Origin of the sequence: Algoriphagus vanfongensis DSM 17529, from assembly GCF_000429465.1 — a bacterium.
Taxonomy (GTDB): Bacteria; Bacteroidota; Bacteroidia; order Cytophagales; family Cyclobacteriaceae; genus Algoriphagus; species Algoriphagus vanfongensis.
Genome location: NZ_AUBX01000010.1, coordinates 634282 through 659889, shown reverse-complemented (window position 1 = coordinate 659889; position 25608 = coordinate 634282). Strand labels below are relative to the sequence as shown.

29 protein-coding genes are annotated in these 25608 nt (G+C 42.9%); 16 read left to right on the top strand and 13 right to left on the bottom strand.

Annotation, left to right across the window (positions count from 1 at the left end):
- The first annotated feature begins 111 nt into the window (after positions 1-111).
- The 10 genes from G460_RS0108070 (at position 112) to G460_RS0108020 (ending at position 8943) form a co-directional block, all read left to right on the top strand.
- Complete coding sequence (locus G460_RS0108070) at positions 112-753, top strand: YeeE/YedE family protein (RefSeq protein ID WP_281171649.1); 642 nt, start codon at positions 112-114, stop codon at positions 751-753.
- Positions 754-766: 13 nt separating this feature from the next.
- Positions 767-1252: a DUF6691 family protein gene (locus G460_RS0108065; protein WP_051315974.1), complete on the top strand. Its 486-nt coding sequence runs from the start codon at positions 767-769 to the stop codon at positions 1250-1252.
- Between the two features lie 268 nt (positions 1253-1520).
- Complete coding sequence (locus G460_RS21650) at positions 1521-2684, top strand: MFS transporter (protein WP_035464120.1); 1164 nt, start codon at positions 1521-1523, stop codon at positions 2682-2684.
- Positions 2681-3394 (top strand): acyl-[acyl-carrier-protein] thioesterase, encoded by a 714-nt coding sequence (locus tag G460_RS0108050; protein ID WP_026954870.1) that lies wholly within the window; start codon positions 2681-2683, stop codon positions 3392-3394. The genes G460_RS21650 and G460_RS0108050 overlap by 4 nt, the downstream gene beginning before the upstream one ends.
- A 119-nt stretch (positions 3395-3513) precedes the next feature.
- Positions 3514-4575: a c-type cytochrome gene (locus tag G460_RS0108045; protein WP_026954869.1), complete on the top strand. Its 1062-nt coding sequence runs from the start codon at positions 3514-3516 to the stop codon at positions 4573-4575.
- The gene (locus tag G460_RS0108040) at positions 4572-5912 is read left to right on the top strand and encodes a hypothetical protein (protein ID WP_026954868.1); all 1341 of its coding nucleotides are present in this window, start codon (positions 4572-4574) and stop codon (positions 5910-5912) included. Before G460_RS0108045 ends, G460_RS0108040 begins: the two co-directional genes overlap by 4 nt.
- 377 nt (positions 5913-6289) lie before the next feature.
- A complete protein-coding gene (locus G460_RS0108035; RefSeq protein WP_035464118.1) occupies positions 6290-7288 on the top strand; it encodes a fatty acid desaturase family protein in 999 nt (332 codons plus the stop codon).
- The gene (locus G460_RS21645) at positions 7285-8490 is read left to right on the top strand and encodes a DEAD/DEAH box helicase (RefSeq protein ID WP_051315973.1); all 1206 of its coding nucleotides are present in this window, start codon (positions 7285-7287) and stop codon (positions 8488-8490) included. The genes G460_RS0108035 and G460_RS21645 overlap by 4 nt, the downstream gene beginning before the upstream one ends.
- Before the next feature lie 9 nt (positions 8491-8499).
- Complete coding sequence (locus G460_RS0108025) at positions 8500-8733, top strand: hypothetical protein (RefSeq protein WP_026954866.1); 234 nt, start codon at positions 8500-8502, stop codon at positions 8731-8733.
- A gap of 15 nt (positions 8734-8748) precedes the next feature.
- Positions 8749-8943 (top strand): cold-shock protein, encoded by a 195-nt coding sequence (locus tag G460_RS0108020; RefSeq protein WP_026954865.1) that lies wholly within the window; start codon positions 8749-8751, stop codon positions 8941-8943.
- Between the two features lie 52 nt (positions 8944-8995).
- Here the strand turns inward: G460_RS0108020 and G460_RS0108015 are convergent, their stop codons facing one another.
- Together G460_RS0108015 and G460_RS0108010 are read right to left on the bottom strand one after the other, a co-directional pair.
- Positions 8996-9985 carry a 2-hydroxyacid dehydrogenase gene (locus G460_RS0108015; RefSeq protein WP_026954864.1) on the bottom strand — a complete coding sequence of 330 codons (990 nt, stop codon included), beginning with the start codon at positions 9983-9985 and terminating at the stop codon, positions 8996-8998.
- Positions 9986-9990: 5 nt separating this feature from the next.
- The gene (locus G460_RS0108010; RefSeq protein WP_051315972.1) at positions 9991-11172 is read right to left on the bottom strand and encodes a hypothetical protein; all 1182 of its coding nucleotides are present in this window, start codon (positions 11170-11172) and stop codon (positions 9991-9993) included.
- 133 nt (positions 11173-11305) lie between these two features.
- On the opposite strand from G460_RS0108010, the gene G460_RS0108005 reads away from it, so the two are divergent.
- A complete protein-coding gene (locus tag G460_RS0108005) occupies positions 11306-11734 on the top strand; it encodes a Dabb family protein (protein ID WP_035464117.1) in 429 nt (142 codons plus the stop codon).
- On the opposite strand, the gene G460_RS0108000 is transcribed toward G460_RS0108005, so the two are convergent.
- A complete protein-coding gene (locus G460_RS0108000; RefSeq protein ID WP_026954861.1) occupies positions 11735-12139 on the bottom strand; it encodes a hypothetical protein in 405 nt (134 codons plus the stop codon). It lies immediately after the preceding gene.
- Between the two features lie 76 nt (positions 12140-12215).
- Between G460_RS0108000 and G460_RS0107995 the strand changes: the two genes are divergently transcribed.
- Positions 12216-12827, top strand: a complete 612-nt coding sequence (locus G460_RS0107995) for an alpha-ketoglutarate-dependent dioxygenase AlkB family protein (RefSeq protein WP_026954860.1) — start codon at positions 12216-12218, stop codon at positions 12825-12827.
- Here the strand turns inward: G460_RS0107995 and G460_RS0107990 are convergent.
- Both G460_RS0107990 and msrA read right to left on the bottom strand, forming a co-directional pair.
- Positions 12817-13200: a response regulator gene (locus tag G460_RS0107990; RefSeq protein WP_026954859.1), complete on the bottom strand. Its 384-nt coding sequence runs from the start codon at positions 13198-13200 to the stop codon at positions 12817-12819. The genes G460_RS0107995 and G460_RS0107990 overlap by 11 nt on opposite strands.
- A 142-nt stretch (positions 13201-13342) precedes the next feature.
- Positions 13343-14452, bottom strand: a complete 1110-nt coding sequence (gene msrA, locus G460_RS0107985; RefSeq protein ID WP_035464116.1) for a peptide-methionine (S)-S-oxide reductase MsrA — start codon at positions 14450-14452, stop codon at positions 13343-13345.
- A gap of 171 nt (positions 14453-14623) precedes the next feature.
- Here msrA and G460_RS0107980 point away from each other — a divergent pair, with 171 nt between their 5' ends.
- Positions 14624-15214 (top strand): outer membrane beta-barrel protein, encoded by a 591-nt coding sequence (locus G460_RS0107980; protein ID WP_026954857.1) that lies wholly within the window; start codon positions 14624-14626, stop codon positions 15212-15214.
- On the opposite strand, the gene G460_RS0107975 is transcribed toward G460_RS0107980, so the two are convergent.
- On the bottom strand, positions 15211-15873 hold the full coding sequence (locus G460_RS0107975) for a GDSL-type esterase/lipase family protein (RefSeq protein WP_026954856.1): 663 nt from the start codon (positions 15871-15873) through the stop codon (positions 15211-15213). The genes G460_RS0107980 and G460_RS0107975 overlap by 4 nt on opposite strands.
- Before the next feature lie 48 nt (positions 15874-15921).
- Between G460_RS0107975 and G460_RS23310 the strand changes: the two genes are divergently transcribed.
- Together G460_RS23310 and G460_RS0107970 are read left to right on the top strand one after the other, a co-directional pair.
- Positions 15922-16083: a hypothetical protein gene (locus tag G460_RS23310; protein ID WP_169817504.1), complete on the top strand. Its 162-nt coding sequence runs from the start codon at positions 15922-15924 to the stop codon at positions 16081-16083.
- Between the two features lie 36 nt (positions 16084-16119).
- Positions 16120-17241, top strand: coding sequence for a DUF4407 domain-containing protein (locus G460_RS0107970; RefSeq protein WP_026954855.1), 1122 nt, complete (start codon positions 16120-16122; stop codon positions 17239-17241).
- A 3-nt stretch (positions 17242-17244) separates the two neighbouring features.
- Here G460_RS0107970 and G460_RS0107965 read toward each other — a convergent pair whose 3' ends face one another.
- The 5 genes from G460_RS0107965 to G460_RS0107945 all read right to left on the bottom strand — a co-directional run bounded on the left by G460_RS0107965 (position 17245) and on the right by G460_RS0107945 (position 21948).
- Complete coding sequence (locus G460_RS0107965) at positions 17245-18003, bottom strand: DUF5995 family protein (protein ID WP_026954854.1); 759 nt, start codon at positions 18001-18003, stop codon at positions 17245-17247.
- 3 nt (positions 18004-18006) lie between these two features.
- Positions 18007-18729 (bottom strand): VIT1/CCC1 transporter family protein, encoded by a 723-nt coding sequence (locus G460_RS0107960; protein ID WP_026954853.1) that lies wholly within the window; start codon positions 18727-18729, stop codon positions 18007-18009.
- The gene (locus tag G460_RS0107955) at positions 18730-19893 is read right to left on the bottom strand and encodes a dipeptidase (protein WP_026954852.1); all 1164 of its coding nucleotides are present in this window, start codon (positions 19891-19893) and stop codon (positions 18730-18732) included.
- Positions 19894-19951: 58 nt separating this feature from the next.
- Positions 19952-20338 carry a DUF779 domain-containing protein gene (locus G460_RS0107950; protein WP_026954851.1) on the bottom strand — a complete coding sequence of 129 codons (387 nt, stop codon included), beginning with the start codon at positions 20336-20338 and terminating at the stop codon, positions 19952-19954.
- A gap of 83 nt (positions 20339-20421) precedes the next feature.
- Positions 20422-21948 carry an aldehyde dehydrogenase family protein gene (locus G460_RS0107945; RefSeq protein ID WP_026954850.1) on the bottom strand — a complete coding sequence of 509 codons (1527 nt, stop codon included), beginning with the start codon at positions 21946-21948 and terminating at the stop codon, positions 20422-20424.
- 177 nt (positions 21949-22125) lie between these two features.
- Here G460_RS0107945 and G460_RS0107940 point away from each other — a divergent pair, with 177 nt between their 5' ends.
- Positions 22126-23058 (top strand): AraC family transcriptional regulator, encoded by a 933-nt coding sequence (locus tag G460_RS0107940; RefSeq protein WP_026954849.1) that lies wholly within the window; start codon positions 22126-22128, stop codon positions 23056-23058.
- 438 nt (positions 23059-23496) lie between these two features.
- Here G460_RS0107940 and G460_RS0107935 read toward each other — a convergent pair whose 3' ends face one another.
- Together G460_RS0107935 and G460_RS0107930 are read right to left on the bottom strand one after the other, a co-directional pair.
- The gene (locus tag G460_RS0107935; protein WP_026954848.1) at positions 23497-24534 is read right to left on the bottom strand and encodes a transporter family protein; all 1038 of its coding nucleotides are present in this window, start codon (positions 24532-24534) and stop codon (positions 23497-23499) included.
- Positions 24531-25601: a cytochrome-c peroxidase gene (locus tag G460_RS0107930; protein WP_026954847.1), complete on the bottom strand. Its 1071-nt coding sequence runs from the start codon at positions 25599-25601 to the stop codon at positions 24531-24533. The genes G460_RS0107935 and G460_RS0107930 overlap by 4 nt, the downstream gene beginning before the upstream one ends.
- Positions 25602-25608 lie beyond the last annotated feature (7 nt).

Genomic DNA, 25608 nt, shown 5'->3' with positions numbered 1-25608 from the left:
TATCATTAAATAGAGTTGAAAAGCTGTACCAAATGGCAGGCCAATAGGCTTGCCATTTTTACTATCCGAATACTCTATGTGATAGAAGTCACTGAGGACTAGCTTGGCTACTTGGATCTTTGCCAACGCAAAGCTCGATCACCCCGCTCCTGCGTATATAAAAACTTAAAACAAGATTTTCGAATGAATTGGATAACTCAACCATGGCCCTGGTACGTGGCCGGGCCTCTTATTGGTCTGACAGTACCTGCTCTGCTGATCTTAGGAAATAAGACTTTTGGGATCTCATCCTCCCTCAGACATATCTGTGCGGCATGTATGCCCGCCAAAATCCCTTTTTTCCAATATAACTGGAAAAAAGAAAGTTGGAATCTCCTATTTGTCATGGGAGTTTTGATTGGTGGATTTATCGCTACCAATTTCCTGGCAAATCCAGATGCAATCGTCATTTCTGAAGTAACTCAAGCGGACTTGGCAGCTTTGGGAATCATAGATTACACCCATCTGATGCCATCAGATATTTTCTCTTGGGAAAACCTCTTCACCGCCAAAGGGCTATTGTTCTTTGTGATAGGAGGCTTCTTGGTAGGCTTTGGGACTCGCTATGCGGGTGGCTGTACTTCCGGTCATGCCATTATGGGTATCAGTGCTTTGCAGTGGCCATCGCTGGTAGCGACTATGGCATTTATGCTAGGGGGATTTCTGATGACTCATGTCTTTCTGGAGCCTTTGATGAAAATTGTGGGATTTTAACTGAAGTGATAAAATGAGTGTATTGATAAAAGAAAAAGATGATGCCAACTGTGTGGCACCGAACCTGACGAAAAAGAAAGAGTCGGGCCTGGAGTTGTTGAAGTATTTGATATTGGGAGTTCTTTTTGGGATCGTTTTTGTCAAAGCGGAAATCATTTCCTGGTTTAGAATTCAGGAGATGTTTCGACTGCAGTCGTTTCATATGTATGGGGTGATTGGTTCGGCGATTGTCACCGGGATCATTTCCATACAGCTGATCAAGCGATTCGGAATCCGCTCTATGCATGGAGAAGCTATTCACATTCCTAAAAAAGAATTCAGAAAAGGACAGATAATCGGAGGTTTGACCTTCGGTTTGGGTTGGGCTTTGACGGGAGCTTGTCCGGGCCCTCTATTTGCTCAGATCGGGAGTGGATTTACAGTCATCATCGTGACATTGCTATCTGCAATAGCAGGAACATGGGTGTATGGCAGGTTTGCCGACAAATTGCCAAATTAAGCGCAGAACAAGGATTTGTACAGAAAGTCGCAGCCCATGGGTTTGCGACTTTTTTATTTTTTAGTCAAAAACCTTTTTGATAATAAACCGGATCAGAAGGATGGCGGAAATAATGATCACGCCGACGATGACAAATTCCATAGACTGAATGATTTGGGATGAGGGCTGCAATCTGAGCCTCTTTTGTCGAAACTGCAAAAAGAAAAGCGGAGTTTTTGCTTGAATCTTCTTTATTTTGAGCTGCCTATTCTACCTAACCTACTTGTTGATGATTACCAATACCAAAAGAAGAGTCGCTCTCGGGAGCATGTTTTTTTTCTTGGGGCTTTGCTTTGCCAGCTGGGCAGCAAGGATTCCCGATATCCAGGCAAAGTTTGATCTTTCTGAGGGGCAATTGGGGACATTGCTTTTATTCCTACCTGTCGGATCTATGCTAGGTCTGCCGATAGCAGGCTGGTCTGTCCATCACTATGGAAGCAGGCGTGTGATCCTGATGGGAAGTGTAGCATATGCACTGACATTGCCTTTGATCGGTTTTAGTCCACAGATTTGGATATTGGTGCCGGTCCTAGTGGTCTATGGGATGCTGGGAAATATCATGAATATCTCACTCAATACGCAAGCTCTTGATCTGGAAGATCAGATGGGAAAAAGTATCCTAGCGTCCTTTCATGGATTGTGGTCCATGGCAGGTTTTGCTGGAGCGGGCATCGGTGCCGGAATGATTTTTCTGGATTTCAATCCAGGCCAGCATTATTTGGTGGTCATGGCGATTTCCCTTGTGATCATCTCTACCGCCCATCGGTATATTGTGAAAGAAAAAAATAATTCAGAGGCTGGAGGGCTGGTTTTGAAGCGTCCAGATGATTTGTTGCTTCGGGTAGGGGTTATTTCTTTTTTAGGAATGATGACTGAAGGTTGCCTGTTTGATTGGAGTGGAGTTTATTTCAAAAAAGTAGTGCAGACTGATCCCAGCTTGATTGCTTTGGGCTATGTGGCGTTTATGGGAGCGATGGCTTCCGGGAGATTTATCACGGATAAAATAGCTGCGAAATATACCAAGGTGGCCGTGATCAGATACAGTGGTTTGCTGATTTTTGTAGGGATGACTCTGAGTGTGGTCTTTGCGACTATTTATACCGCGACTTTCGGATTTCTATTAGTAGGACTGGGAGTGGCGTCGATTATCCCACTTTCTTACAGTATCGCAGGCAGATCCAAATTGTATTCCCCAAGTATAGCCTTGGCTTTGGTGTCGACGATTTCCTTTTTTGGTTTTTTGCTCGGACCTCCCTTGATAGGGTTCATTGCAGATTTATTTAGTCTCAAGACTTCCTTTGCACTGATTGCCCTGAATGGTGTGGGAATAGCTATCTTGGCAACATACCGCAAGCAGGTGTTTTTTCCCAATCAAGAAAATCTAATCAAGTGAGTATCCCGGAAGGCCTACAATATCAGAAGAACTACGAGATCAATTCTTTTTTGGTAGATCCCAGCGGGAAACTTAGAATCAAAGGTCTGTTTGATTTATTGCAGGAAATAGCGTGGAGGCATGCCGATTCGCAGGATTTTGGAAGAAATCTGGCTGCATCCAATCAAATGTGGGTGCTGTCCAGAATGGAAGTCAAAGTCATCGAAATGCCGAGTTGGGGTCAGGAAGTTCGGCTGGCTACAGGAGGGCGAGGAGTAGACCGGATTTTTGCTTTCCGCGAATTTTTGATGCAGGATATATTTGGCAAAGTGCTGGTGAGAGGGATGAGTTCATGGCTGCTTCTGGATACAGAATCTAAGAGAATGCTCAAGCCTGAATCGGTGTTGCCGCAGGAGTTGTTTGACACTTCTATGAAGCCTGAGTGGCAACCAGAGAAACTTCTTGTAAAGGGGCGGTTGAAAGCTACAGAGACCGTCATGGTCCGTGCTTCAGATTTGGATTTGTACAATCATGTAAACAATGCCAGCTATGTGCGATGGGTCGAAGATTTGATAGAGGGGGAGACAGCTGATATTTCTAGCCTGACACTCAATTACATTTCAGAATGCCATAAGGGAGATCAGGTCAAATTGGAGCTTTATGAATCGGAAACCTGTTTTTTTGTCTTAGGAAAGGTTGGAGACAGAAATTGTTTTTCCGCTCGGGTTTAATTTTCTACCCAGTATTTTCTGTAATTTTCGATCTGCCATTTAAGAGGTAAATCATGTGATGCAAGTCACAGCTTTTGGTCCGGGAGAAGGGCAATTTTGCATAGGATAAAATTGATCTCATGAGTGAATTTCGCAAACCTTTTCTACAGTTGATTTCGCTGCTGATAGGGCTTCTCTCTTTGGTAGTTGGCTTGCTTGTCGGGCTAGGAGTCTTGATTGTATGGCCATATATGAGTAGTCATCTTCCTACACTCAGTACGTTGAATACATTGCAAGAAACTTCTGATCTAGCCTATCAAAGCAAAAATGCATTGCTAGACCCCGAGAGTGTCTGGCAAGCACCTGACTGGTCTCTGGTCGATCAAGAACCCAATGCGGACGCCATTCGCTATGGCAAAGATTTGATTGCCAATACTGCTCTGTATCTGGGACCAAATGGGAAAGTCAAACAAATCTCCAATGGATTGAATTGTCAAAACTGCCATCTTCAAGCGGGAACACTTCCTCTGGGAAATAATTATTCCGCAGTGGCATCGACCTATCCCAAAATAAGAGGGAGATCAGGAACTTCGGAAGATGTGGTCATGAGGATCAATGGATGCTTTGAAAGAAGTCTCAACGGAACAGCCTTGGATCCTGAAAGCAAAGAGATGAAAGCGATGGTGGCTTACATGACGTGGTTGGGTAAGGAAGTGCCTACAGGAATCAAGCCACTAGGTGCTGGACTTCACGAAGTTCCTTTTTTGGATCGGGCTGCTGATCCGATCCACGGAAAAACAGTTTATGAGCAATTTTGTCAGTCCTGTCATAGAGCAGATGGTCAGGGGATAGCCAAGCAGGATGGCAGTGGCTATCTTTATCCACCACTTTGGGGAGAGCATAGCTACAACCAGCGCGCAGGCTTGTACAGAATGTCACGTTTTGCGGGATACGTCAAAGCAAACATGCCTTTTGGTACGACTTTCGAAAACCCCGTTCTTTCAGATGAGGAAGCATGGGATGTAGCAGCTTATGTCAATAGTTTACCCCGTCCAGATAGGGACTTTCCCAATGACTGGCCGGATATCTCCAAAAAGCCACTAGATCATCCCTTCGGCCCGTATAGCGACGATTTTTCTGAGAACCAACACAAGTTTGGTCCTTATCAAGCGATTCAAAAAGCCAAGTCTGAAGTAAAATGAGAAGACTACTTGTGGGGCTATTGATGTGCTGGTCGATCCAGATACAAGCTCAGGAAAAATCCAAGAGATTTGATGTAAAACCGGCAGTCCATTGGAGGACTTTTTGGATGAGTACGACATATCCGGAAGATTTCAAAAGCGACTACTCGCTGGGAACTTCCCTTTCTCTGGGAGCAAAAATGACATTGGGACCAAACTGGTCTGCCCAGGTTTCTTATCGTGGCTTTTGGAATGTCTTCAGTTCTGATATTTGGACTTATGATCCATTAGCCAACCGGAGAAATCGATATGAAACAGGCTTGTATGATTTGGTTCACCCCGGGAAAGATGCGTTTGGAAGCTGGGAAAATTTGAATGTGCAGTACAGCGATGCAAAATGGTCAGTGGCGCTTGGGAGGATGGAAGCCAACTCGACTTGGATCAACCCTCAAGACGGAAGACTTTCTCCAACCTTCTTTGAAGGTGCAAAGGCTAGTTGGAAACCGGATAGATCGTGGGAATTGTCAGCTATGTATGTGCATCGATTTCGCATCAGGGGGACCAAGGATTGGTTTCGTCCAGGAGAAACACTCGGCATCTTTCCTACTGGAAGGGATAGTTATGGTCAGCCTTCTCAATATTATTCTCATACAAGTAGCGATCGAGTGACTGTTTTAGAAGCAGGCAAGAAGACAGGGGGTGGCGATCTGAGTTTTTCTCAAACATGGGCAGACAATCTATTCGTCACATATTGGGGGCAGTGGGTCAAATCTTGGGAACATAAATCCCAAATGACATGGAGCGGGGGAGTTCAATTGGGCTATCAGCATGGAATGGGGGATGGCGGAAATCCTGACTCTCTTTTGCGCTATAAGAATCCCGAGGACCAAAACTGGGTGATCTCTGCTCGCATAGGTATGAAAACGAAAAAGGTGGAAGCTCAGTTGAACTTGACAAAGCTTGGAGGAAATGGAAGGTGGCTGAGTCCTCGTGAATGGGGGAGGGATGCATGGTTTACATTTATTTCCAGGGAAAGAAACGAAGGGTATCAGAGTGTGGAGGCCTTGACGACTTATCTGGCTTTCAGCCCAGACGATGCTTGGAGTTTTTATGTGCACTCAGGCGTCCACTTTTTACCTGATCTCTCGGATGCGGCCGCTAATAAATATGCTTTCCCCTCGTATAGACAGGTAAATCTTGGAGTGAAACATCAATTCAAAAAGATTAAAGGATTGGATTTCCATTTGTTGGTGATGAATAAAGAAGCATTGGGGGAGGAAAGTCTAAGTCCTGTGCAGCGCTACAATAAAGTAGAGATGATTCAAGTGAATGGAATTCTCAACTGGAAGATTAATTAAATGAAATAGATAGAAAAAACTTGGGTATCAAGAAGTTAATCAAAAAGTTTTTAAATGTTCTTTGCTTTAAAATTAGGAAAGATCGATTCTTATTCTCACCTTCGTTGCAAAATTAGTTAAGTAATAAATATCCTCCAGTAGCATTATAGGGAGTCATACTCCCGCCAAGGTTTTGATTCGTTCCTTTCTATTTTTTAATTCAGAGTTCATATATTCGGAATTAAAGCCTTCAAAAAAGTCATCACTTCTAAAGCACCTCACGTATTAAGCCAGTTAGATTTTCCCATTCAGTACTTTCAGATTTCTCTAAAACTCTCAAGAGTAGAGTCTATCACTATTTTGAAAGCACAGGACAATCCAAATATGGTAATTGGAAAATGATCCTGAAAACGATCGTTTTGCTTTCATTGTATTTGGTGCCTTACTCTCTTGTGATTTTTGGGGTAGCTGAGACGACCTTCCAGTTGTTTGCTTGTTTTATACTTGCAGGATTGGGAATGGCTGGAGTAGGGATGGGCGTAATGCATGATGCCAATCATGGGTCTTATTCCAAAAACCCGAAAGTCAATAAATGGCTGGGCTATACGCTGAATCTAGTCGGTGCCAATGCCACAGTCTGGAAGATTCAGCACAATGTCCTTCATCACAGTTTTACCAATATTGATGAGCATGATGATGATATCAATGCTCCGTTCTTTTTGAGATTCTCTCCTAATGCTGAGAAAAACAACTTGCATAAGTTTCAACACTTCTATGCGTGGTTTTTCTACTCCCTCAGTACACTTTCCTGGATTACGGTCAAAGATTTTATGAGACTGTCAAAATATCATAAGATGGGACTGGTCAAAGGGAAAAATGCCTACAGAAATACCGTATGGAAGCTGATTGGCTGGAAACTGGGGTATTTTATGGTTGCCTTAGGTTTGCCCTTGATTTTTGCACCATTTCCTGCTTGGAAAATTTTATTGGCTTATGTAGCAATGCATGCAGTGACAGGTTTTGTCATCACACTGATATTTCAAACAGCCCATGTAGTCCCTGAGGCTGATTTTCCTTTGCCAGATGAAGAGGGGATAGTCGAAGGGGAGAGAATGCTCCATCAGCTAGCTACTACCTGCAATTTTGCCCCGAAATCCAGGTTTTTGGCTTGGTACATCGGTGGGCTAAATTATCAGATTGAACATCATTTATTCCCGGATATTTGTCACGTACATTATCGGGAGATTTCAAAAATTGTAAAAGCTACGGCTGAGGAGTACCAAATTCCATATTATTCCAAGCCTAATTTTATTCGGGCTGTATTCGATCACTTCAAAATGCTTTATCTCTTGGGAAATTCCCCTAAAATGGAGCCTGTAAAGAGCTTTGCCAAATGAGTTTTCCTCCTAAAAAAAGGTCCAATAGAGGAAAGTCTAATTCCTCTAGGCCTGCTAAAGACAGAAGGTCTTCTGCCAAAAAAGCTCCTAAGGTTTCCAAGTTAAACCCTGAGTTGCTGGTAAAAGAAGCTTCTGGATCTGGAGTTGTAGAGCTCAAGTCTACGACCTTGTTTTCTACGTTGGATATCTCCGGAGTGCTCAAAAAGAACGTGGAGGCAAAAGGCTATACCACGATGACCAAAATACAGGAGCAGTCGATCGAGCCTCTTTTGCAAGGAAGGGACCTGATGGGGATCTCAAATACCGGCTCAGGAAAAACCTGTGCGTTTTTGATCCCGATCATTGAGCAGGCATTGGCTGAGCCGAAAGACTTCAAAGCATTGATAGTGGCTCCGACGAGAGAACTAGCTTTACAGATTGAAGAGGAGTTTCAAAGCCTTACCAAAGGGCTGAGATTGACCTCTGCCACTTTCATCGGTGGTACCAATATCAATACGGATGAAAAGAAGCTACATAGGCATCCTCAGATCGTGGTGGGAACTCCCGGGCGCTTATTGGACTTATATTCACGTAGACTTCTCAAGCTGCAGTGGATGAAGGTCCTCGTGCTGGATGAGTTTGACAGAATGCTGGACATGGGTTTTGTCAATGATGTCAAGAAGCTGGTGGCTCCGATGAAGCAGCGCCGACAAACGATGCTCTTCAGTGCCACTTTGGATCCCGATCAGGAGACATTGATCAAGTCGCTTCTCAAGAATCCGGTAGAGGTCAAAGTAAACAGTGGAGGACATGCCAGTGACAATGTCAACCAAGAGGTGATCTACCTCAAGGATGGGGAAGATAAATTTGCTGTGTTGCAGGGTTTGTTTCAAAATCCGGATCTGGAAAAAGTGATTCTTTTCACAGAAACAAAGCGACTGGCAGATCGTGTATGCAAAAAATTGAATCAATCAGGAATAGCTTCAGGCTTGATTCATGGAAATAAATCCCAAAACTTCCGAAATCGAATGATCGGGGAGTTTAAAGAAGGGAAGACCAGAGTACTGGTGGCCACAGATGTCGCTGCCAGGGGAATAGACGTAGCTGATGTGACTCATGTGATCAACTATCAGTTGCCGATGTCTATGGATAGTTATATCCACAGAATAGGAAGAACTGGCAGAGCCGGCAAGACAGGGCATGCCATTACATTTGCAAACTAAAATTAATATATGTCAAAAAATCAAAACGCATTCATCAAAAAACAAAAAGCAGAACTCAAGAAAAGAAAACAAAAAGAAAAGTTAGAAAAAAAACTGGCTAGGAAAGAACAGCCAAAAAGTGGGGACTTGGAGGATATGATGGCTTATGTAGATAGATTTGGTAATATAAGCGAGACCCCTCCCGAAGAAGAGCTCCCTCAAGAGAAGAAATCAAAAAATCAACATTTTAATAATAAACAATAGTATCAATTAGAAATCATGAATGAAGGAACAGTAAAATTCTTTAACACCACCAAAGGCTTTGGATTCATCACTCCTGCGGATGGCACAGAAGACGTATTTGTACATATCTCTGGTCTAGTAGACGAGGTGCGTGAAAATGACAAAGTAACCTATGACGTAGTTCAAGGTAAAAAAGGTGTCAACGCTGTGAAAGTAAAAGTAGTAGGTTAATCGCCAAACTGCTAAAAATAGAATCCCTGAGCTCTAGAGTTCAGGGATTTTTTTATGCTATGGCATTGGTCAAAGGGTCGCCGGCTTCAAATTCCGAAATGTTTCTCAAGGTAGTCTGAGCGATCTGCGCCAGTGCTTCTCGTGTCAAAAATGCCTGATGACCGGTGATGAGTACATTTGGGAAAGTCATCAGTCTGGAAATCTGATCATCCGGAATGATTTCCTCAGATAGATTTTTGAAAAATAGATCCTCCTCCTGCTCATATACATCTATCCCCAAATAGCCGATTTTTTTTGATTTGAGAGCTTTGATGACAGACTTTGTCTCTATGAGAGCACCTCTGGAGGTGTTGATCAGTACGACCCCATCTTTCATCTGCTTGATAGTTTTTGCGTTTATCAGATGTTTGGTCTCAGGTGTCAGTGGGCAATGAAGTGAGATGATATCTGATTGTGCAAATAGCTCATTCAAATCTGCATAGCGGATACCTTTCGATTTCAATTCTTCATTTTCATACAGATCATAGGCTAGGACCTGTGTCCCAAAGCCCAATGCAATGTTGCAAAATGCCTGCCCGATGGCTCCAGTGCCGATGACTCCGATAGTCTTGCCGTGAAGATTGAAGCCAGTTAGGCCTTCTAGCGAGAAATTTGATTCTCTGACTCTGTTATAAGCTTTATGGGTTTTTCGGCTGAGCGTCAGGATCAGTGCAAAGCCATGTTCCGCAACAGCCTCAGGACTGTAGACCGGAACCCTCACCAGAGGGATTTCTAGATCTTTAGCAGCTTCCAAGTCGACCTGATTGTAGCCTGCGCATCTCAAAGCAATGAGTTTGACTCCGGTGTCTTTTAGTTTTTTGAGGACACTTTTGTCCAAAATATCATTGACAAAAGCGCATACTACCTCATGATCTGCGGCTAGCGAAGTAGAGTGCTTGTCAAGTTTTGCTTCAAAATAGGTGATCTCATGTCCAAAATCTTGTGCAAAATGATCAAAACTCTCCTTGTCATAAGATTTGGCACTGTAAAAAGCGATTTTCATAAGGCTTAAGGTTGGATTTGATAAATTGAAAAACGAGTTACTTCCTCCTCAATTTCGGAGTTTTCTGGCTCGATTACCAGAAATTTCCTTTCTCCTAAACCAAATAAAACCGTTCCGGGAATAGATTCCATTTCATGTGTACTGCCATTTTTATCATCTACCAACAAAAGTCTCTGTTCGGAAGGATCACTTGGGGGAGAATAGATGGCGTCATCTGCTCTTCTCGCGGCAAATTGCCCTTCACTCACTCCGGTAAAATATTTGATAAGAAACTCACTCTCATCGAGCTGAATCAAACTCTGATTTCGGGCAGACATGAGACGCAAACTGGCTAGTCGCTCGTCATTGGAAGCTGTTCCGATAGGCACAGGGCTATAGAGCAAAAACTCAGAATGCTCGATCGGGATAGTCCTCGCCAGTTGCAAGGAGGGGAGGCTGTAAACTTCTATCTCATCCTCCAGTCCGTGGAGGACCATCAATTCATTTTTTTCATGATTAACCACGAAAGTCTTGGTCATCAATTCGGGATAGATATCCTGAGTCTGTTTGTAAATCGATTCACTGCGGTAAGGGACCACCGATTTCATATCCCCTGACTGAAGATGAAGCTGATAGAAGTTTTTCAGAGTGTCTCTTCCTTCTTCATTATGGATGAGATAGTGAGCAGATAAGTAATTGCTAGGACCTACTAGGAAAAAGGTGCTATCGCCAGAGTTGAAATACTCAGTTCTGCCCATGGGGCCAAATCCTCGAATCGGAAGTGGGGACTGGATGCGCTGTTGATACGCGATCTCATAGGTCGAGTCATAGGCAAAAATCGAAAATGGCAATTCAGCTATTCTCAGGCCATTGGGACCAAAGCCCATTCCGATAGGGTTCCAGTTGCCATAGAGGCCAGGACCTTCTCCTTTTTTGCTGACACGCTTGAGGATTTGCCCCTCTTCGGAGATTTCGAGCAGCTCATCATCCACTATGGAATAGCCAAGGTATATTTTCTCCTCTGGGCTATAGTCTCGGATGATCACTCGTGTCAAATTATTGACTTCGAAGGAGTCTATTTTTACAGCTTTAAAAGATGATACAGGTGTTTCTGAATTAGTATCTGAGGGAGATTGACAAGCAGTGAGGACTACGAATACCAATACTATGACTTGACCAATAGATCTGGAGAGGAAAGAATCTTTCATGATTATCATTTAGGTGATCTACGAATAATTCGTTGAATATACGATTTCAATTTTTCTGGTCTAAGAGAAGTTTTTCTTTTTCTTAATTTATCTGGAATCCGTACCTTCAAATCAGTACAAACCTATTGGAATGATGAAGAAAATACCTTTTTATTTTGCAGCTCTGCTGCTTTTTTCTTGCTCTGGTAATCAGGAAGAAAAAGAAATACACACTGAAAAGATCATCGAAAAAGAAATCATGGTAGAAAAACAAGACTCTGTACTACGTCATGTAGTCCTATTTCAATTCAAGGAAAGCGCTACTCAAGCAGATATCGATAAAGTAGTCGACGCATTTCGCAATCTTCAAAATGAGATTTCCGAAATCAAAGGATTTGAATGGGGAACCAACAACAGTCCCGAAGGGCTCAATAAAGGCCTGACACATGCTTTCACCTTGACCTTTCACTCTGAAGCTGATCGGGATGCCTACCTTCCCCATCCGGCGCACAAGGCTTTTGGCGAAATCTTAGGGCCTTATTTCCAAGATGCCACGGTGGTAGACTATTGGACTCACGACTAATTATTGATCATAGGGAAGGGCGGAGCCGGAAGCGGTTCCGTCTTTCACTGTGAGTACTTCTGTGACCACAAAGTTGCTGGTGCCTCTCCAAGGTAGCATGCCGTTATATTCTTTGTAGCGCAGTTCGACAAACTTGCCAGATGCTCTTTCCAACTGAGTAGCGACATCGTCATCCACGACACTGAATCGGAATTCATTGCTTTGTAGTCCACCCGCTGTCGGGCTTTGGAATCCTTCCTGCACCACTCTTCCCTCGTAGGTTTTGAAGACCACTCCTTTTTTTACAAAATAATTGAGCGAACCGGCCTTGACGCCTTCTCCAAAGACGAAGTAGAACTTGTACCAAAAAATCCCAATGAGAAGAACAGACAGAACAATGCCGATGATCCAGGCGAATTTTTTCATAGTGGATGTTTTTCTTTTAAATATAAGGAGTCAGTCCGTGTGAAAAGTGGTCTGAAGAAATTATTTTGATCAGGAAATGAACTGGAAAGGAAAAGCATGTGAAAATTTGTTGCCGGAACGAGGCTCTACGGTTTACATTCCTTCATTTCTAGAGCCCGGACAAAGTCAGGATTTGTATGAAATCTTGAAAAATCAAGTTACTTGGAAGCACGAGTCAATTAAGATGTTTGGGAGGTCCGTTTTGCAGCCGAGGTGGACAGCATTATATGGAGATCCCGAAGTGTCCTATGCCTATTCGGGTATTACTATGAAGCCTTTGCCGTGGCTTACTTCTCTGAGTGAGTTACGGCACTCGATCGAGGAGTTTTTGGGAGAAAAATTCACTCACGTATTGCTCAACTACTATCGCGATGGTCAGGACAGCATGGGGTGGCATCGGGACAATGAGTCTAGTTTGGGGCAAAACCCAACCATTGCTTCCATTAGTTTGGGGGCTTCCAGGGAGTTTCAGATGAGATCCATCCATGAAAAGGGGGAGAAGCTAGCTGTAGTCTTGGAGTCTGGAAGTCTTCTCGTGATGGGTGGTGAAAGTCAGCATCACTGGGAGCATCAGCTTCCCAAGCGTAAGAAAATAGAAGGAGGTAGGATCAATTTGACCTTTCGGAAAATCCTTGTTTCTAAAAAATAACCTGATCTTTGAGGTGCTGCAAATACTCCAGAAGTAGCGGTTTTTCTATGTATTCGATGACATTGGCATAGTCAATGGCCCTGTTTTTATCTTCGCTATTGATCGAAGAAGTGATGAGGATGACCTTGATTTTGGAGGGACAGTTTTTGCGATCCAAAATCTCCAATACTCCCCAGCCATCCAGTTTTTTCATGTATATATCCAGAAAAAGGAGATAGTTCTTACCTTCATTTTCTTCCAAAAACTGAATGACTTCTTCTCCATCTTCAAATTTGCGAGGCTGCTCGTGAAAACCTGATTTTTTGGCTAAGACCTCATGCAAAAACAAGAAACTCGGATCATCATCCACGATCAACAGGTCGAAATTGGGCATTACAAGAGTGTTGTAAAAGTTAAGCTAATTGAAATAGGAAGGTAAAATATAATTATTTGGCTAAACTATAATCCCATTCAAAATAAAAAAAAGGGAGTGTGCCTCAGCGTACTCCCTTTTTGCCTTTGGTCAATTAATACCTTCAATCGACCAACCAGATAAAGTCTCCATAACCCTCAGCTTCCATTTCATTTTTTGGGATGAATTTCATCGCTGCTGAATTCATGCAATATCTCAAACCAGTAGGTTCTGGTCCATCGTAGAATACATGCCCTACGTGACTGTTCCCAAATTTGCTACGGACCTCCACTCGGAGCATGCCGAGCGAATTGTCCACTGGCTTGTCTAAGACTCTCGGATCTATGGGTTTGGTAAAACTAGGCCACCCAGAGCCGGATTCGTATTTGTCTTTGGAACTGAAAAGTGGTGCTCCCGATACGATGCAGACATAGATGCCGTCTTCTTTATTTCCATTGTATTCATTTTGGAAAGCAAATTCTGTTGCGTCTTCCATGGTGACTTCCCACTGCAGATCAGTCAATTCACTTTTCAATTCGGATTTTGATTTCGCAGGGTACGCTTTTTCTGATAGTTCAGACCAATGTTTTTTGATGAAATCATCACGTCCACTTCCTTTTCTATACGAATAATAATCTGCTGGACTTTTCTTGTAATAATCCTGATGATATTCTTCTGCAGCGTAAAAATTGGTGAACTTGATGATAGGAGTAGCGATGGGCTTATCAAATTTTCCGGATTTATCCAGTCTCTTTTTGGACTCTTCTGCTACTTTTTTCTGCTGAGCATCATGGTAAAATATTGCGGATTCGTATTGCGAACCTCTATCGTAAAAGGAACCTCCCACATCTGTAGGGTCATAGGTCTGCCAAAATACATCCACAAGCTCTGAATAGCTGATCACTTCTGGATCGTAGGTGATCTGAACGGACTCACGATGGGAAGTCTTCCCCGAACTCACCTCGCCATAGGTTGGGTTCTTTTCTTTGCCACCCGCATATCCGGAAATGACCGTAATCACTCCGTCGATATCTTCAAAGGGAGTTTCCACGCACCAAAAGCACCCCCCTGCGAAAGTCGCCTTCTCGATTTTGCCGGAAAATGAAGCGATTTTTTCAGCATCACTTGGACTTAACTCGATTTCTGAATTTTGGTCTGAAGGAGAGCTACAAGCCATCAATAGAGTGAAGAATAGACTCAATATCATTGCGTTTGATTTTGGTGATAAAAGCATGATTTAAAGAAATATAAATCGAAAGTGAATTTTGGTCTCGTATTTGAAACTGACAATATAACCCATCAGTCCGAGAACTGTTTGATTTCCTGACTTAGATACGGGAAGAATGGATGATTGGATTTGTGAAAATAAACTAAACAAACAGGCATTTGCCCTAAAGTCCTAGCTATGAAAATAAAACTGCTAAGCTTCTTTCTCTTGTTTTCAGCGATCTCTTTTGCGTCCTTTTCCCAGCAGGGGTCAGGCTTGGGCTTGAAAGTAGGGATGAATTATAATACTTCTGGGAAATACTTTAAAGATGCGGAGTCTGTCTGGAAGGACCCAATGGGAGGAATGGGCTATCATGCTGGGCTTTTTTATAAGATGAGTTCCTATGATATCTATCTACGGCCTGAGTTGGTCTTCACTGAGACCAGGTTTCAGACCGGCCAGTTAGAAGCAGAGGCTCAGCGCATCGATGCTCCCATTCTTGTAGGATTGAAATTGTTTCAAGTAGTCAATGTTTTCGCAGGCCCCTCTTTTCACTACACATTGAAGGATAATTATCTTCCTGAAATGATCGATGAAGCCAACAAAAAACTGAGGATGGGCTACCAGTTTGGAATGGGAGTTTCCATTGGTCCAGTGGGATTGGACCTTCGCTACGAACGGGAATTTAATGATCAAAAATTCAATTTTGACAAAGTATTTGGAGGAAATCAAGACTTCCGGCACCAGCAGATTTTACTGGCTCTTTCTCTGAGAGTTTTTGGACCTTAATCTTCCATAAATTCCTTAAACTGGGCCGACCAAAGCTTGTAGCCTGCCTCATTTAGATGCAGTTGATCCTCGATGTACAATTCTGGGCGAGGACTTCCATTGGAGTCCAGTAGTGCTTCCCAGACGGATACATAACCTACTCCTTCATGTGTTTGTGCGTATTGGCGCATCAGATCATTGAGGATAAGGTAATTTTTCTTTTTGCTCCATCTGCTTGGGCTGGGTTTGGCACTGATCAAGTTGACTTCCGTATGTGGATTAGCAAGGAGTATTCGGGTGACAATATTGTCCAATGATTCCATGATTGATGAGACCTCTACATCCGCCCATAGGTCATTGTCTCCCTCATAGATAAATACTTTTTTAGGCTCAAATCTCAATACTAAAGGGAATAGATGTTTTTCAAGATCTGAAGCTTTAGAGCCTCCAAACCCAGTATTGTAGACTACCTGGTCTGGGAATTCTGATTCCAGACTTTTCCACATTCTCACGCTAGAGCTTCCTGTAAAAATAGTCTCTCCGGCTTGCCATCCGAGACTGTCGATTCTGGCAGAGATTTCTTTGACTTCATTTTCAAAAGGTACAGTCTGTGCATAGCTGGTCTGGCTTCCAAAAAACAGGCAAACTGCAAGCAAGAGGAGGTTAAAGGGCTTTTTCATATACCTAAACATACATCCAAAAAATACATCTTCAAAACCGTTCACAAATTGATCGAAACCGTACAGGACGAACAAAGCATGGAATTGTCCCAAGTCTGTACTGTCATTTCTAAAAACACACGACATATCCCCAAAACGGCTGTTTTTGTCCCTGAAAACTCGCTATGTGTCCCATTTGGAATACACGTATCACTTTTGGAAGGATTTTAGCGTTTCAAGATTAGAGCTATTCAATCATCCTTACTTATGCAACGACTCACTCAGTTTTTCTGGTTTTGTAGTGGTGCCAATTTTTCAATTCTGAAGAGAACGCCCACGGAATCAAATAAATATATCGGAATAGGTGCGACAGTTTTTTTTACAGGAGTCTTGGCGGCCTTAGCTGCTGGCTATGCGATTTATACTGTTTTCCAATCTGTCTGGCCTGCGGTAGGGTTTGGTCTTCTTTGGGGTCTGATGATTTTCAATTTGGATCGATTTATCGTGTCCAGTATGCGGAAAAAAGAAAACTCTTGGGCGGAATGGAAATTAGCTATTCCAAGGTTGGTGCTGGCGGTGCTGCTTGCTTTGGTGATTTCCAAGCCTTTGGAATTGAAGATGTTTGAAAGAGAAATCAATCGTAAACTGGATGAGAAAAAGACTGAGTTTATAGCGCAGTCCAAGCTTAATTTGGCCAAAGGGTTTCCTGAAATACAGGAGTTGGAAGGAAGGATAGATACATTGAAGGCTGAGGTGTATGATGCTGAGGCTTTTCGAGATCAGCTGCAGCGGGAGTATGATGCGGAGAGATTTGGAGAGAAAACGTCTGGAACAAGCGGGATCGTAGGGCTCGGAACCAATGCTAAAAAGAAAGAACAGCAGCTAGATGCTGCTCAAGTCGCTTTGGACGAATTGAAAGTAAGAAACCAGGTCCGGGTAGATACACTTGAAGCGCAGATTCGCGAGTTTATGGCTTTGCGTCAAGCGGAATTTGAAAAGCAGCAGCCTGGCATCGAGGGGTTTGACGGTTTGGCAGCGAGAATGGATGGGTTGGCGGCTTTGACCGAGGAAAGTGCAGCAATGGCACTTGCTAACTCATTTATTATGCTCCTTTTTATCGCAATAGAAACTGCTCCTATTTTCGTCAAATTGATTTCCAACCGTGGTCCTTATGATGAGCTACTGGAGCTTCATGAGGAAAAAGTGAAATTATTCAAGGGTGAGAAATGGACCTTTGCCAAAGGTGAATCCAAAGCTCGGGTAGACTATTTTCAAGGAACGCACTTTTATGCGACAAATCTTCAGAAGGAAAAGACCAATCGGAAAAATAAGGTGAAGACTGAAGCTGAAATAGCCGGTATGGAAGAGAAATGGGGAAGAGGAGAGTGAGGGCTAAGATATTGCATTGGCCGCTACCTCGTCCAATTGAGTCATGGTGTTTTTGACTGATTTCCATTCGGCAAAGCCAATTATTTTGATCAAAAAACCTAAAAATTTGCCAGGCTGAATAAGTTTCCGAGCTAGGCTGGAGATATTTTTATCTCGGTCTGAGATTTGGAAGGCCTTGTCTGGATCTGCGTGGTATTCACCTGCATATTTCCAAGCCCCATTTCTTGCCAATTGGATGGAGAAGTTCAGTAGCATCTCATCTCTTCCTTTGGCAAGCGGAATCAACCATCCAAAAATTGGGGACACTTTGCTGATATTGGCTTTGACCCCATCGACCAATTCAGCTAATATCAGATTGATTTTGTCAAAGTCATTTTTGATCCCAGCCATCGGTAGGCTTTGCATCGTTTCTGAAGCAGCTATACCTAGGTCGAGGTTGATATGGGCATTGATTCCCAAGAAGAGATGTTGTAGAACAAGGTAAGATGAACTTTGGCTGGCTTCAAAGGCGATGGACCAGCTTGTGGTCGGAGTTTGGCCAGCTTTCCACTGATCATAGGCGTCTATAAATCTACCGGCAAAAATTATGTCCAGAATCTCCATTCTTGGGTTGTCCTCAAATTCTCCATCCTCAATTCCCTGCTTGATCCTCCGAGTTACCTGTCTATACAGGATGGCAAAATATCCCAATCTACTCTCGCTGGCAGTACAATCTGCGACGATCATATCCATGCGGGCTAGTACTTCGTCAATGGTTTTCATTGCTTATTTCATAAAAAAACTTTCTAAAAGATCTCCGACATAAAAGGCAACTATTGCTGCCAAAAGTCCCAATCCAACCGTTTCCAATATACTTCTTAAGGTGGATGTTTGATTGACTATGCCTTTGAGCCAGCCCACGATCAGGAATGCGATTGCAGTCAAGATGCTGGTCCAGAGAAAGGTGTTGACATTTGTCGGGAAAAAGAAATCCCAGAGGTATATCAGTAAAGGAATAAAACCTACGAGAATAAATGAGATCAGTGTGGCCAGTCCGATTTTGAATGGACTTTTACTATCCTTCATCATTCCCAGTTCATCTTTCATCATTTCTGATACCCAAAGCTCTTTGTCTGAGCAGATATGATCTACGATTTGGGCTAATAAATGCCCTTTGAACCCTTTTGCCTTATATATGTCTTCTATTTCTGACCGTTCTGAGTCGGGTAGATTTTCTACTTCCCATTGTTCTATTTTCTCGTGTTTATCAAAGTTGTCATTTTCACTTTTTGCAGATAGATATGCTCCGACAGACATTGAAAATCCATCAGCTAGTAGGTTTGCAAAGCCCAGAATAATCAATATTCCCGGTTCCAGATTGGCTCCATAGCCTCCGGCTACTACGGCAAATGTAGTCACGGCACCATCGATCCCTCCATACACGAATTCCCTCAGATATTCCTGAAGTTTGCCGAATTCATTGCTTTGATGATGGAGAGCTGCTTCCATTTATTTTAAATTTTCCAGCAAAAATTCTTTGACATTTTCTCCCATGACAGCCTTGATTTCATCTAGGCTAAAGCCCTCCTGAAGCAAACCTTCTACTACTATCGGTAGCCCAGTGATATCAAATGGAACCACCACTGCTCCGTCATAGTCCGAACCCAAAGCCACGTGTCTGATTCCTACCAGATCTCTAACATGTTTTATTGAAGCGATGATATTGGGGATTTCCGGCTCTCCGACAGCCGCATCGAAAAAAGCGATCCCTATTATGCCACCTTTGTCTGCGATCCGCTTGATCTGCTGGTCGCTGAGATTTCGAGGTGAATCCAATATAGCTCTCACTCCAGTGTGAGAGACGATGACCGGCTGAGTGGTCATGTCCAATACATCCTCAATGATAGCTGGGGATGAATGTGCTAGATCTACGAAAATCCCTAGATCGTTCATTCTTTTGATGACCGATTTGCCGAATTCAGTCAGCCCTTCTCCCGATTCCCCATGAGCGGATCCACCTAGTTTATTGTCAAAAAAGTGAGTTGGGCCGATCATTCTCACGCCAGCCTCATACACTCGGTCTACATTGAGAATATCACCTTCCAAAGCATGAGCTCCTTCGATACCCAGCATTCCTCCAATCACACTTTTGTCGGATTTTCGGGCGTCGATCAGCATCTGCAAGTCGTTTTTTGACTTCACCAAAATTGCCTTTCCATTCTCTTCCTCCATGAATTCTTCCAAATCTCCGGATTGGGAGAGAGTTCGATTGACCAAGCTAAACCAATTGAATGGGCTTTCTCCCTTGACGATTGTCAGTGGAGTGATCATGTCCATAGATTCGGCACTATTCTTTTGCATATTTTGGCCGGTGGGTGATTTGGATACGATGGTAAACATCTCCAAAGCCACATTTGCCTCTCTCATCCTCGGGAAATCCACATGCCCCCGATCTCCTTTTTTCGTCAAGTCTCTTCCCCACAGCAAGGCATCACAGTGCAAGTCTGCGATAAACTCCAAATCATCATAAATCGCTTGTGCCTCAGCAGAAACAGTGTAGGGAGGGAGAATTTTGGTTTGATTCCGGTCTGACTCGATGTAGGATGGTACCAATGCGATGGCGATCACATATAGTAGAAAGAAGACCAATAATCCAATCAGAAGTTTTTTCATCGTAATGGGCTGGGTTAATCCGATGAAGATACTAAAAAATATAAGTGAAAGGGGAGTCTTAGCTGATTACTTCCTCGGCACTTTTTGTCGGTTCTAGCTCATTTAATTCATCTATTGTGAATAGTCTGGATCGGATGATAAATCGAATTCCCATGGGTATCTCCAGAGAAAAACTACTCCCTCGTCCGGGCGTGACATCCAGAGTGAGTTGGGTGTGCTTCCAGTATTCGAACTGGTCCGAACTCATGAAGAAGTCGCAACCATAAATATTGCCTAGCCAGATATCACTTCCTCCCACTTTGAAATCTCCTTTTTCAAAACACATGGGAGAGGAACCGTCACAGCATCCGCCGCTCTGGTGAAACATCAATTCAGTTCCTGTTTGATCTCTCAATTTGTCAACAACTTCCTTTGCCTCATCGGTGATGGTGATTCTAGGTGTCATGGGTTTATTGGTTTAGGGTAAAGAAAATAAAGACAGGCAAATATCACCTGTCTTTACGGATTTGGTTTTACTCGGATTAACAATTAAAAGAAGCCTAATTTCTCTTTGCTGTAAGAAATTAGCATGTTTTTGGTCTGGCGGTAATGATTCAGCATCATCGCGTGATTTTCCCGTCCAAAACCTGATTTTTTATATCCGCCAAATGGCGCATGAGCTGGATAGGCGTGATAGCAGTTGACCCACACTCGACCTGCTTGGATCGCTCTGGGCACTTGGTATAATTCATGTGCATCTCTTGACCATAGGCCTGCTCCCAATCCATACATGGTGTCGTTAGCAATCTGGATGGCTTCCTCGGTCGTTTTGAACGTAGTGACGCAAGTGACTGGTCCAAAAATCTCCTCTTGGAAGATTCTCATTTGATTGTTGCCTTTGAAGATGGTCGGCTGAATGTAGTAGCCATCTTCCAGTCCTGAATTCAACCCACTTTTTGCTCCGCCGGTAAGTACTTGAGCCCCCTCTTGCTTTCCAATTTCAATGTAGGAAAGGATTTTTTCGTATTGATCATTGGAGGCTTGAGCTCCCATCATAGTGTCCTCTGCCAATGGGTGACCTAGTTTGATCGCTTTGGTTTGGGCTATCACTCTTTCCATAAAGACATCATAGATATCTTCGTGAACAAGAATTCTGGAAGGACAGGTACAGACCTCTCCTTGGTTCAGAGCAAACATTACGGCACCTTCTATTGCCTTATCGAAAAATTCATCATCTGCATCTGCCACGGACTTCATGAAGATATTGGGAGATTTTCCACCCAATTCCATAGTGACCGGAATCAGGTTTTCGGATGCATATTGCATGATCAATCGGCCTGTGGTCGTTTCGCCTGTAAATGCCACTTTGGCAATTCGAGACGAAGTAGCCAAAGGTTTGCCTGCCTCAGGACCAAAGCCCGTTACTACGTTAAGAACGCCAGCAGGTAGAATATCTGCGATGAGCTCCATCAGTACCATAATGCTAGTTGGTGTTTGTTCCGCTGGTTTTACAACTGTACAACATCCAGCAGCTAAGGCAGGAGCAATTTTCCATGTTGCCATTAAAAGTGGGAAGTTCCAAGGAATGATTTGCCCTACCACTCCCAGTGGCTCATGTAGAGCAATGCTTACGGTGTTTTCATCATGCTCAGAAATGGTACTTTCATCGGCTCGAATAACTCCGGCAAAATATCTGAAATGATCTACGCAAAGAGGTAAATCAGCTGCTCGAGTTTCTCTCAGTGCTTTTCCATTGTCTATGGTCTCAATTCTGGCAAGGAGCTCTAAGTTTTCTTCGATGACGTCAGCGATTTTATTTAGAATTTTGGATCGCTCGGCAGGAGAAGTCTTGGACCAAGAAGGAAATACCTCATGGGCAGCATCTAGGGCCTTTTCTATATCGACTTTATTTCCTCTTGCAGCTTTCGAAAATACTTTTCCGTCTATTGGTGAGATGTTGTCAAAATATTCGCCTGAATCAGGCGCTACCCACTTGCCTCCTATAAAATGATCGTATTTGGATTTGATCTCTGGTCTATCCACAGGCTTGGCCTGAGAGAGTGTTAAAGTTTCCATATGTATTACTGGTTATTTTGGTATTGATCAAAGCTCCCTAGATTTCATTCAAAAAAATTGCACCAGACGATCATCTCATGTACTCTCATTGCTATTTTTTCCGTTTTTAGAAAGTATTCTAAAGAATTATTAAATAACTTAACTATTCTAAAGCTGTGCTAGTTAATACATTACCTTATGACCCAAAATAACTTTCCCGCACAGGTGACTTGGAGATCTCCAAAGGATTTGAAAACTCTAGTGGAGAACAGGACGACCTATACCTTAGATAATTGCGAGCTCAATATTTTTGAAACTCACCAAGAAGCAGCCGATGTCAATTTGGTTTTTGGTGATTTGGTGCTCACGACTATGCTCAAAGGGAAAAAAGTCATGCACCTCTTTGATAAGCCTGGTTTTGACTATTTGCCAGGTGAGTCAGTTATCGTCCCTCCCAATGAGCTGATGAAAATTGATTTCCCAGAAGCTCAATGGAACAATCCTACTCAGTGCATTGCACTTTCTATTTCCAAGGAAATGATTTCGACTACCTTCAATATGCTCAATGAGCGATTTTCAGACAAGGTATTGACCCAGGAGTGGGGACTGGATCTGTCTTATTTTCACTTGATCAATACTCAGGATTTATCTGAAATCATCAATCGATTTATTAAAATTGGGGTGAAAGAGCGCTCCAAAGAGAAAGATCTGATTGCCTCTTTGGCTTTAAAGGAGCTGTTGATAAGATTGAGTCAAACCCAAGCTAGAGACATGCTGGAGAAGACCTACAAGGAATTGGCTTCAGGAAATCGCTTAGCTCATGTGGTGGCTTATGTCAAATCTAATATTCGCGAGCAGTTAACCCTGGAAGAACTGGCCTCCAAAGCATGCATGAGTAAGGCACATTTTGTCAGAACGTTCAAGCAAGAACTTGGACAGACGCCCATGGAGTATGTGTTGAACGAAAAACTCAAGCTAGCGAGAAACCTCCTGCAGATGGGTGGGCTTCAGATCCAAGAAGTGGCGATGATGTCTGGCTTCAACAATATCAGCTATTTTATTCGGGCGTTTAAGAAGGAATGTGGATGCACTCCCAAGTCCTATCAAAATCGCCAGAGCAGACATTCATGAAAAAAAAATCAAAAAATTTTTTACTGAATTTGTGTGGTTGTCTTAAATTTTATTAAGTTTAATAAATTTTGGTAGGCAAAAAAAGATATCAACCTATCGCTTTACCAAAGTTTATTTGGTTTTACTTGATTAACAATAGACCCTGACTGAGAGCTTGTTTTCCAACAAGCTCTCTTTTTTTTGCCTTGTTCAAAAAAGCATTTTGTTGAAAAACAAAAAACTGGTTTAAAAAATATGTGATTGTTCTTCATTTTTTGTTAAAAGTCAAAAAACCGGTTTAAATGATGAAGTCTTGTTAAGAAATTATAAAGTTTTGTTTTTCTAGGGTTTATCAGAAAAACCTTCTTGAAAATTTCGGGAACTTGCATTTTTGGGGCATTTGCCCAATGAAGATTTTTGATTGTAGCTATTCTATCGGCGAATAATGAGGATCAAATACTACAATTTGAAATTTCGGATGAGTCCTATATTAATTCTATGTTGATTGAGAATCTGGTTTCCATTTAGATTTTGATTGATGGGAGATTGGTAAATCAGAGAAAGTGTCGTTTGAGCGAGGTTGATATCTAGTCCAAGCTGCGCAAAATCCACTTGCCCTCCGGTCAGTTCCTGTTTTTCTCCGCTATACCGATCCATTTGAGCACTTTCATGGTAGATCCCCACGTTGGGAGCTAGGAGAATGCTTTCACCAAGAGCAAACTGATGGAAGTAAAGCAGGTAGGCATTTAAGGAATTGCCGAATTGATAGGATTGCTTTCCTTCTGTGCTCCATTGGTAGCTGATGCCTGCATTGATGCCATGATCTTCCAAAAACCACTGGTAATTTATCCGGGGGATAAAGGAAAATGCGCCTTTTCCAGGTTGGATAATTGGATCAAACAAATCTTTGTTTTCATTATTGGATTGGATTTGGGCTTGACCGGTAGGTGCTGTGAGCGCGAGTCCTGGCCGAAAAGTATGTCTGGATTTAGTGTTGTATATCAAATGGATATATTCTACTGCAGTGGTTAAATCTCCCCATCCCTGTACATAAAGTGTGGTATCGGATACTGGGTTGGGAAGGTCTAGGTATTTTTCATAATAAACTTTGTTGAATTCATAAGGCAATAGGAAAGTCAAATTCCATTTGTAATTCAGAGTGACGTTTCCTCTCGCCTCTATGGTTTGATAGGTTTCAAAGTCCTGCTTTGTCTTCTGGACATATAAGTTGTTTCCCTCCGGTTCATGCATGATTTCGTTGTCAACCCAAGGCATCAGTTGGGTACTAAGTTGGGAAGGGTAACTTTGTATTGTAGTCGTTGTAGCTGGAGCTATGTTTTTGTAATCCTGAAAATCCCTGAATCTATAGAATAGACCGAAATAACTCTTATTTTCTAAGAGGCTATATTCAAAGAAGTTGCAGCTATCGCATGCAAATGAAGGATTGGATTGGGATAAGAGTCCAAGAAATAGGAGGGTAAGTATGTGTTTTTTCATGGTAAATCAGGGTTGTCCTGCTGGTGATGTTGAATAAACTGATCGTCTTGGAGTGTTTGGAGAAAAGTGATCAAGGCTTGTTTCTCCTCTGCATTCAAAGGAATTCCACCCTTTAATTGGGGAGCAAGAGAGCTGTTTTGCTGGATTCCTGAAGAATAGTGGTCCAGCACTTCTTCCAAAGTAGCGAATCGACCATCGTGCATGTAAGGCGCTGTCAAGGTGACATTTCGAAGGCTGGGAGTTTTGTAAGCTCCCAGGTCCAAGGAGTCTTGAGTGATCCGGAATCTTCCCAGAAATATCCCCTCTTTATCAATAGGGTCGGGATAGCTTTCATCCAGTCCATTATTGTGATACTCCTGATCTGTAAAAAGGCCCTCCTCATGACAACTTGCGCAAGCAGCTTGATAGATTTTATAGCCTTTGATTTCTAGTGAGCTGAGCTCTGTTTTTCCATTCTTCCAGAGATCATAGCGGGAAGTCTGTGAAATCAGGGTGCGGGTATACTGCGCGATTGCCTGGCTAATGGAAGCACTTTGAATGGGGGATTTTGGAAAGGCTTTTTCAAACAAATCCAGGTATTCATCCTCCTGATTCAAATAGGTCAATAATGCATTTAGATCAGCACCCATTTCATCTGGATGGGTAAGTGGTCCAAAATTCAGAGATTCCAAATCATGGGCTCCACCATCCCAGAATAGACCGTTGGTGTTCCAGGCTAAATTGAAAAGGGGAGGAGCATGTCTGTCCAATTTTGCCCCAGTCACTCCATGATCTCCCAAGGCTACCCCATCCGTAAAGGCCAATTGAGGCTGATGGCATGTGGCGCAGGAGACTTTGCCATTGCCAGACAGATTAGGGTCAAAGAAGAGCTTTTTCCCCAACAAAACCCCTTCTTGGGACATGGGATTCCTTTCCGGTTGAGGAAAGCTTCCGACATTCAGTGTTGTGGAAATAGGCGGTACATAGAGCTCAGGAGCTGTTTCTACTCTAGTCTCTTGCTGACTCAGGTCCGTACATGCCCAAAACAAGGTGATGAAAACAGATAATGTAAAGGCCTGCTTTTTCATTGGAAAG

What these genes read in the sequence shown, in the direction of transcription:
- G460_RS21650 (WP_035464120.1), top strand. Translation starts at nt 1,521, where the DNA reads ATGATTACCAATACCAAAAGAAGAGTCGCTCTCGGGAGCATGTTTTTT.
- G460_RS0107955 (WP_026954852.1), bottom strand. Translation starts at nt 19,893, where the DNA reads ATGAAAAAACTTCTGATTGGATTATTGGTCTTCTTTCTACTATATGTG.
- G460_RS0108035 (WP_035464118.1), top strand. Translation starts at nt 6,290, where the DNA reads ATGATCCTGAAAACGATCGTTTTGCTTTCATTGTATTTGGTGCCTTAC.
- G460_RS0107970 (WP_026954855.1), top strand. Translation starts at nt 16,120, where the DNA reads ATGCAACGACTCACTCAGTTTTTCTGGTTTTGTAGTGGTGCCAATTTT.
- G460_RS0108015 (WP_026954864.1), bottom strand. Translation starts at nt 9,985, where the DNA reads ATGAAAATCGCTTTTTACAGTGCCAAATCTTATGACAAGGAGAGTTTT.
- G460_RS0108065 (WP_051315974.1), top strand. Translation starts at nt 767, where the DNA reads ATGAGTGTATTGATAAAAGAAAAAGATGATGCCAACTGTGTGGCACCG.
- G460_RS0108045 (WP_026954869.1), top strand. Translation starts at nt 3,514, where the DNA reads ATGAGTGAATTTCGCAAACCTTTTCTACAGTTGATTTCGCTGCTGATA.
- G460_RS0107990 (WP_026954859.1), bottom strand. Translation starts at nt 13,200, where the DNA reads ATGCCCAATTTCGACCTGTTGATCGTGGATGATGATCCGAGTTTCTTG.
- G460_RS0108005 (WP_035464117.1), top strand. Translation starts at nt 11,306, where the DNA reads ATGAAGAAAATACCTTTTTATTTTGCAGCTCTGCTGCTTTTTTCTTGC.
- G460_RS0107980 (WP_026954857.1), top strand. Translation starts at nt 14,624, where the DNA reads ATGAAAATAAAACTGCTAAGCTTCTTTCTCTTGTTTTCAGCGATCTCT.
- G460_RS0108020 (WP_026954865.1), top strand. Translation starts at nt 8,749, where the DNA reads ATGAATGAAGGAACAGTAAAATTCTTTAACACCACCAAAGGCTTTGGA.
- G460_RS0108040 (WP_026954868.1), top strand. Translation starts at nt 4,572, where the DNA reads ATGAGAAGACTACTTGTGGGGCTATTGATGTGCTGGTCGATCCAGATA.
- G460_RS0108000 (WP_026954861.1), bottom strand. Translation starts at nt 12,139, where the DNA reads ATGAAAAAATTCGCCTGGATCATCGGCATTGTTCTGTCTGTTCTTCTC.
- G460_RS21645 (WP_051315973.1), top strand. Translation starts at nt 7,285, where the DNA reads ATGAGTTTTCCTCCTAAAAAAAGGTCCAATAGAGGAAAGTCTAATTCC.
- G460_RS0107960 (WP_026954853.1), bottom strand. Translation starts at nt 18,729, where the DNA reads ATGGAAGCAGCTCTCCATCATCAAAGCAATGAATTCGGCAAACTTCAG.
- G460_RS0107930 (WP_026954847.1), bottom strand. Translation starts at nt 25,601, where the DNA reads ATGAAAAAGCAGGCCTTTACATTATCTGTTTTCATCACCTTGTTTTGG.
- G460_RS0107975 (WP_026954856.1), bottom strand. Translation starts at nt 15,873, where the DNA reads ATGAAAAAGCCCTTTAACCTCCTCTTGCTTGCAGTTTGCCTGTTTTTT.
- G460_RS0108010 (WP_051315972.1), bottom strand. Translation starts at nt 11,172, where the DNA reads ATGAAAGATTCTTTCCTCTCCAGATCTATTGGTCAAGTCATAGTATTG.
- G460_RS0107940 (WP_026954849.1), top strand. Translation starts at nt 22,126, where the DNA reads ATGACCCAAAATAACTTTCCCGCACAGGTGACTTGGAGATCTCCAAAG.
- G460_RS0107995 (WP_026954860.1), top strand. Translation starts at nt 12,216, where the DNA reads ATGAACTGGAAAGGAAAAGCATGTGAAAATTTGTTGCCGGAACGAGGC.
- G460_RS0107935 (WP_026954848.1), bottom strand. Translation starts at nt 24,534, where the DNA reads ATGAAAAAACACATACTTACCCTCCTATTTCTTGGACTCTTATCCCAA.
- G460_RS0107965 (WP_026954854.1), bottom strand. Translation starts at nt 18,003, where the DNA reads ATGAAAACCATTGACGAAGTACTAGCCCGCATGGATATGATCGTCGCA.
- G460_RS0108025 (WP_026954866.1), top strand. Translation starts at nt 8,500, where the DNA reads ATGTCAAAAAATCAAAACGCATTCATCAAAAAACAAAAAGCAGAACTC.
- G460_RS0107950 (WP_026954851.1), bottom strand. Translation starts at nt 20,338, where the DNA reads ATGACACCTAGAATCACCATCACCGATGAGGCAAAGGAAGTTGTTGAC.
- msrA (WP_035464116.1), bottom strand. Translation starts at nt 14,452, where the DNA reads ATGCTTTTATCACCAAAATCAAACGCAATGATATTGAGTCTATTCTTC.
- G460_RS0107945 (WP_026954850.1), bottom strand. Translation starts at nt 21,948, where the DNA reads ATGGAAACTTTAACACTCTCTCAGGCCAAGCCTGTGGATAGACCAGAG.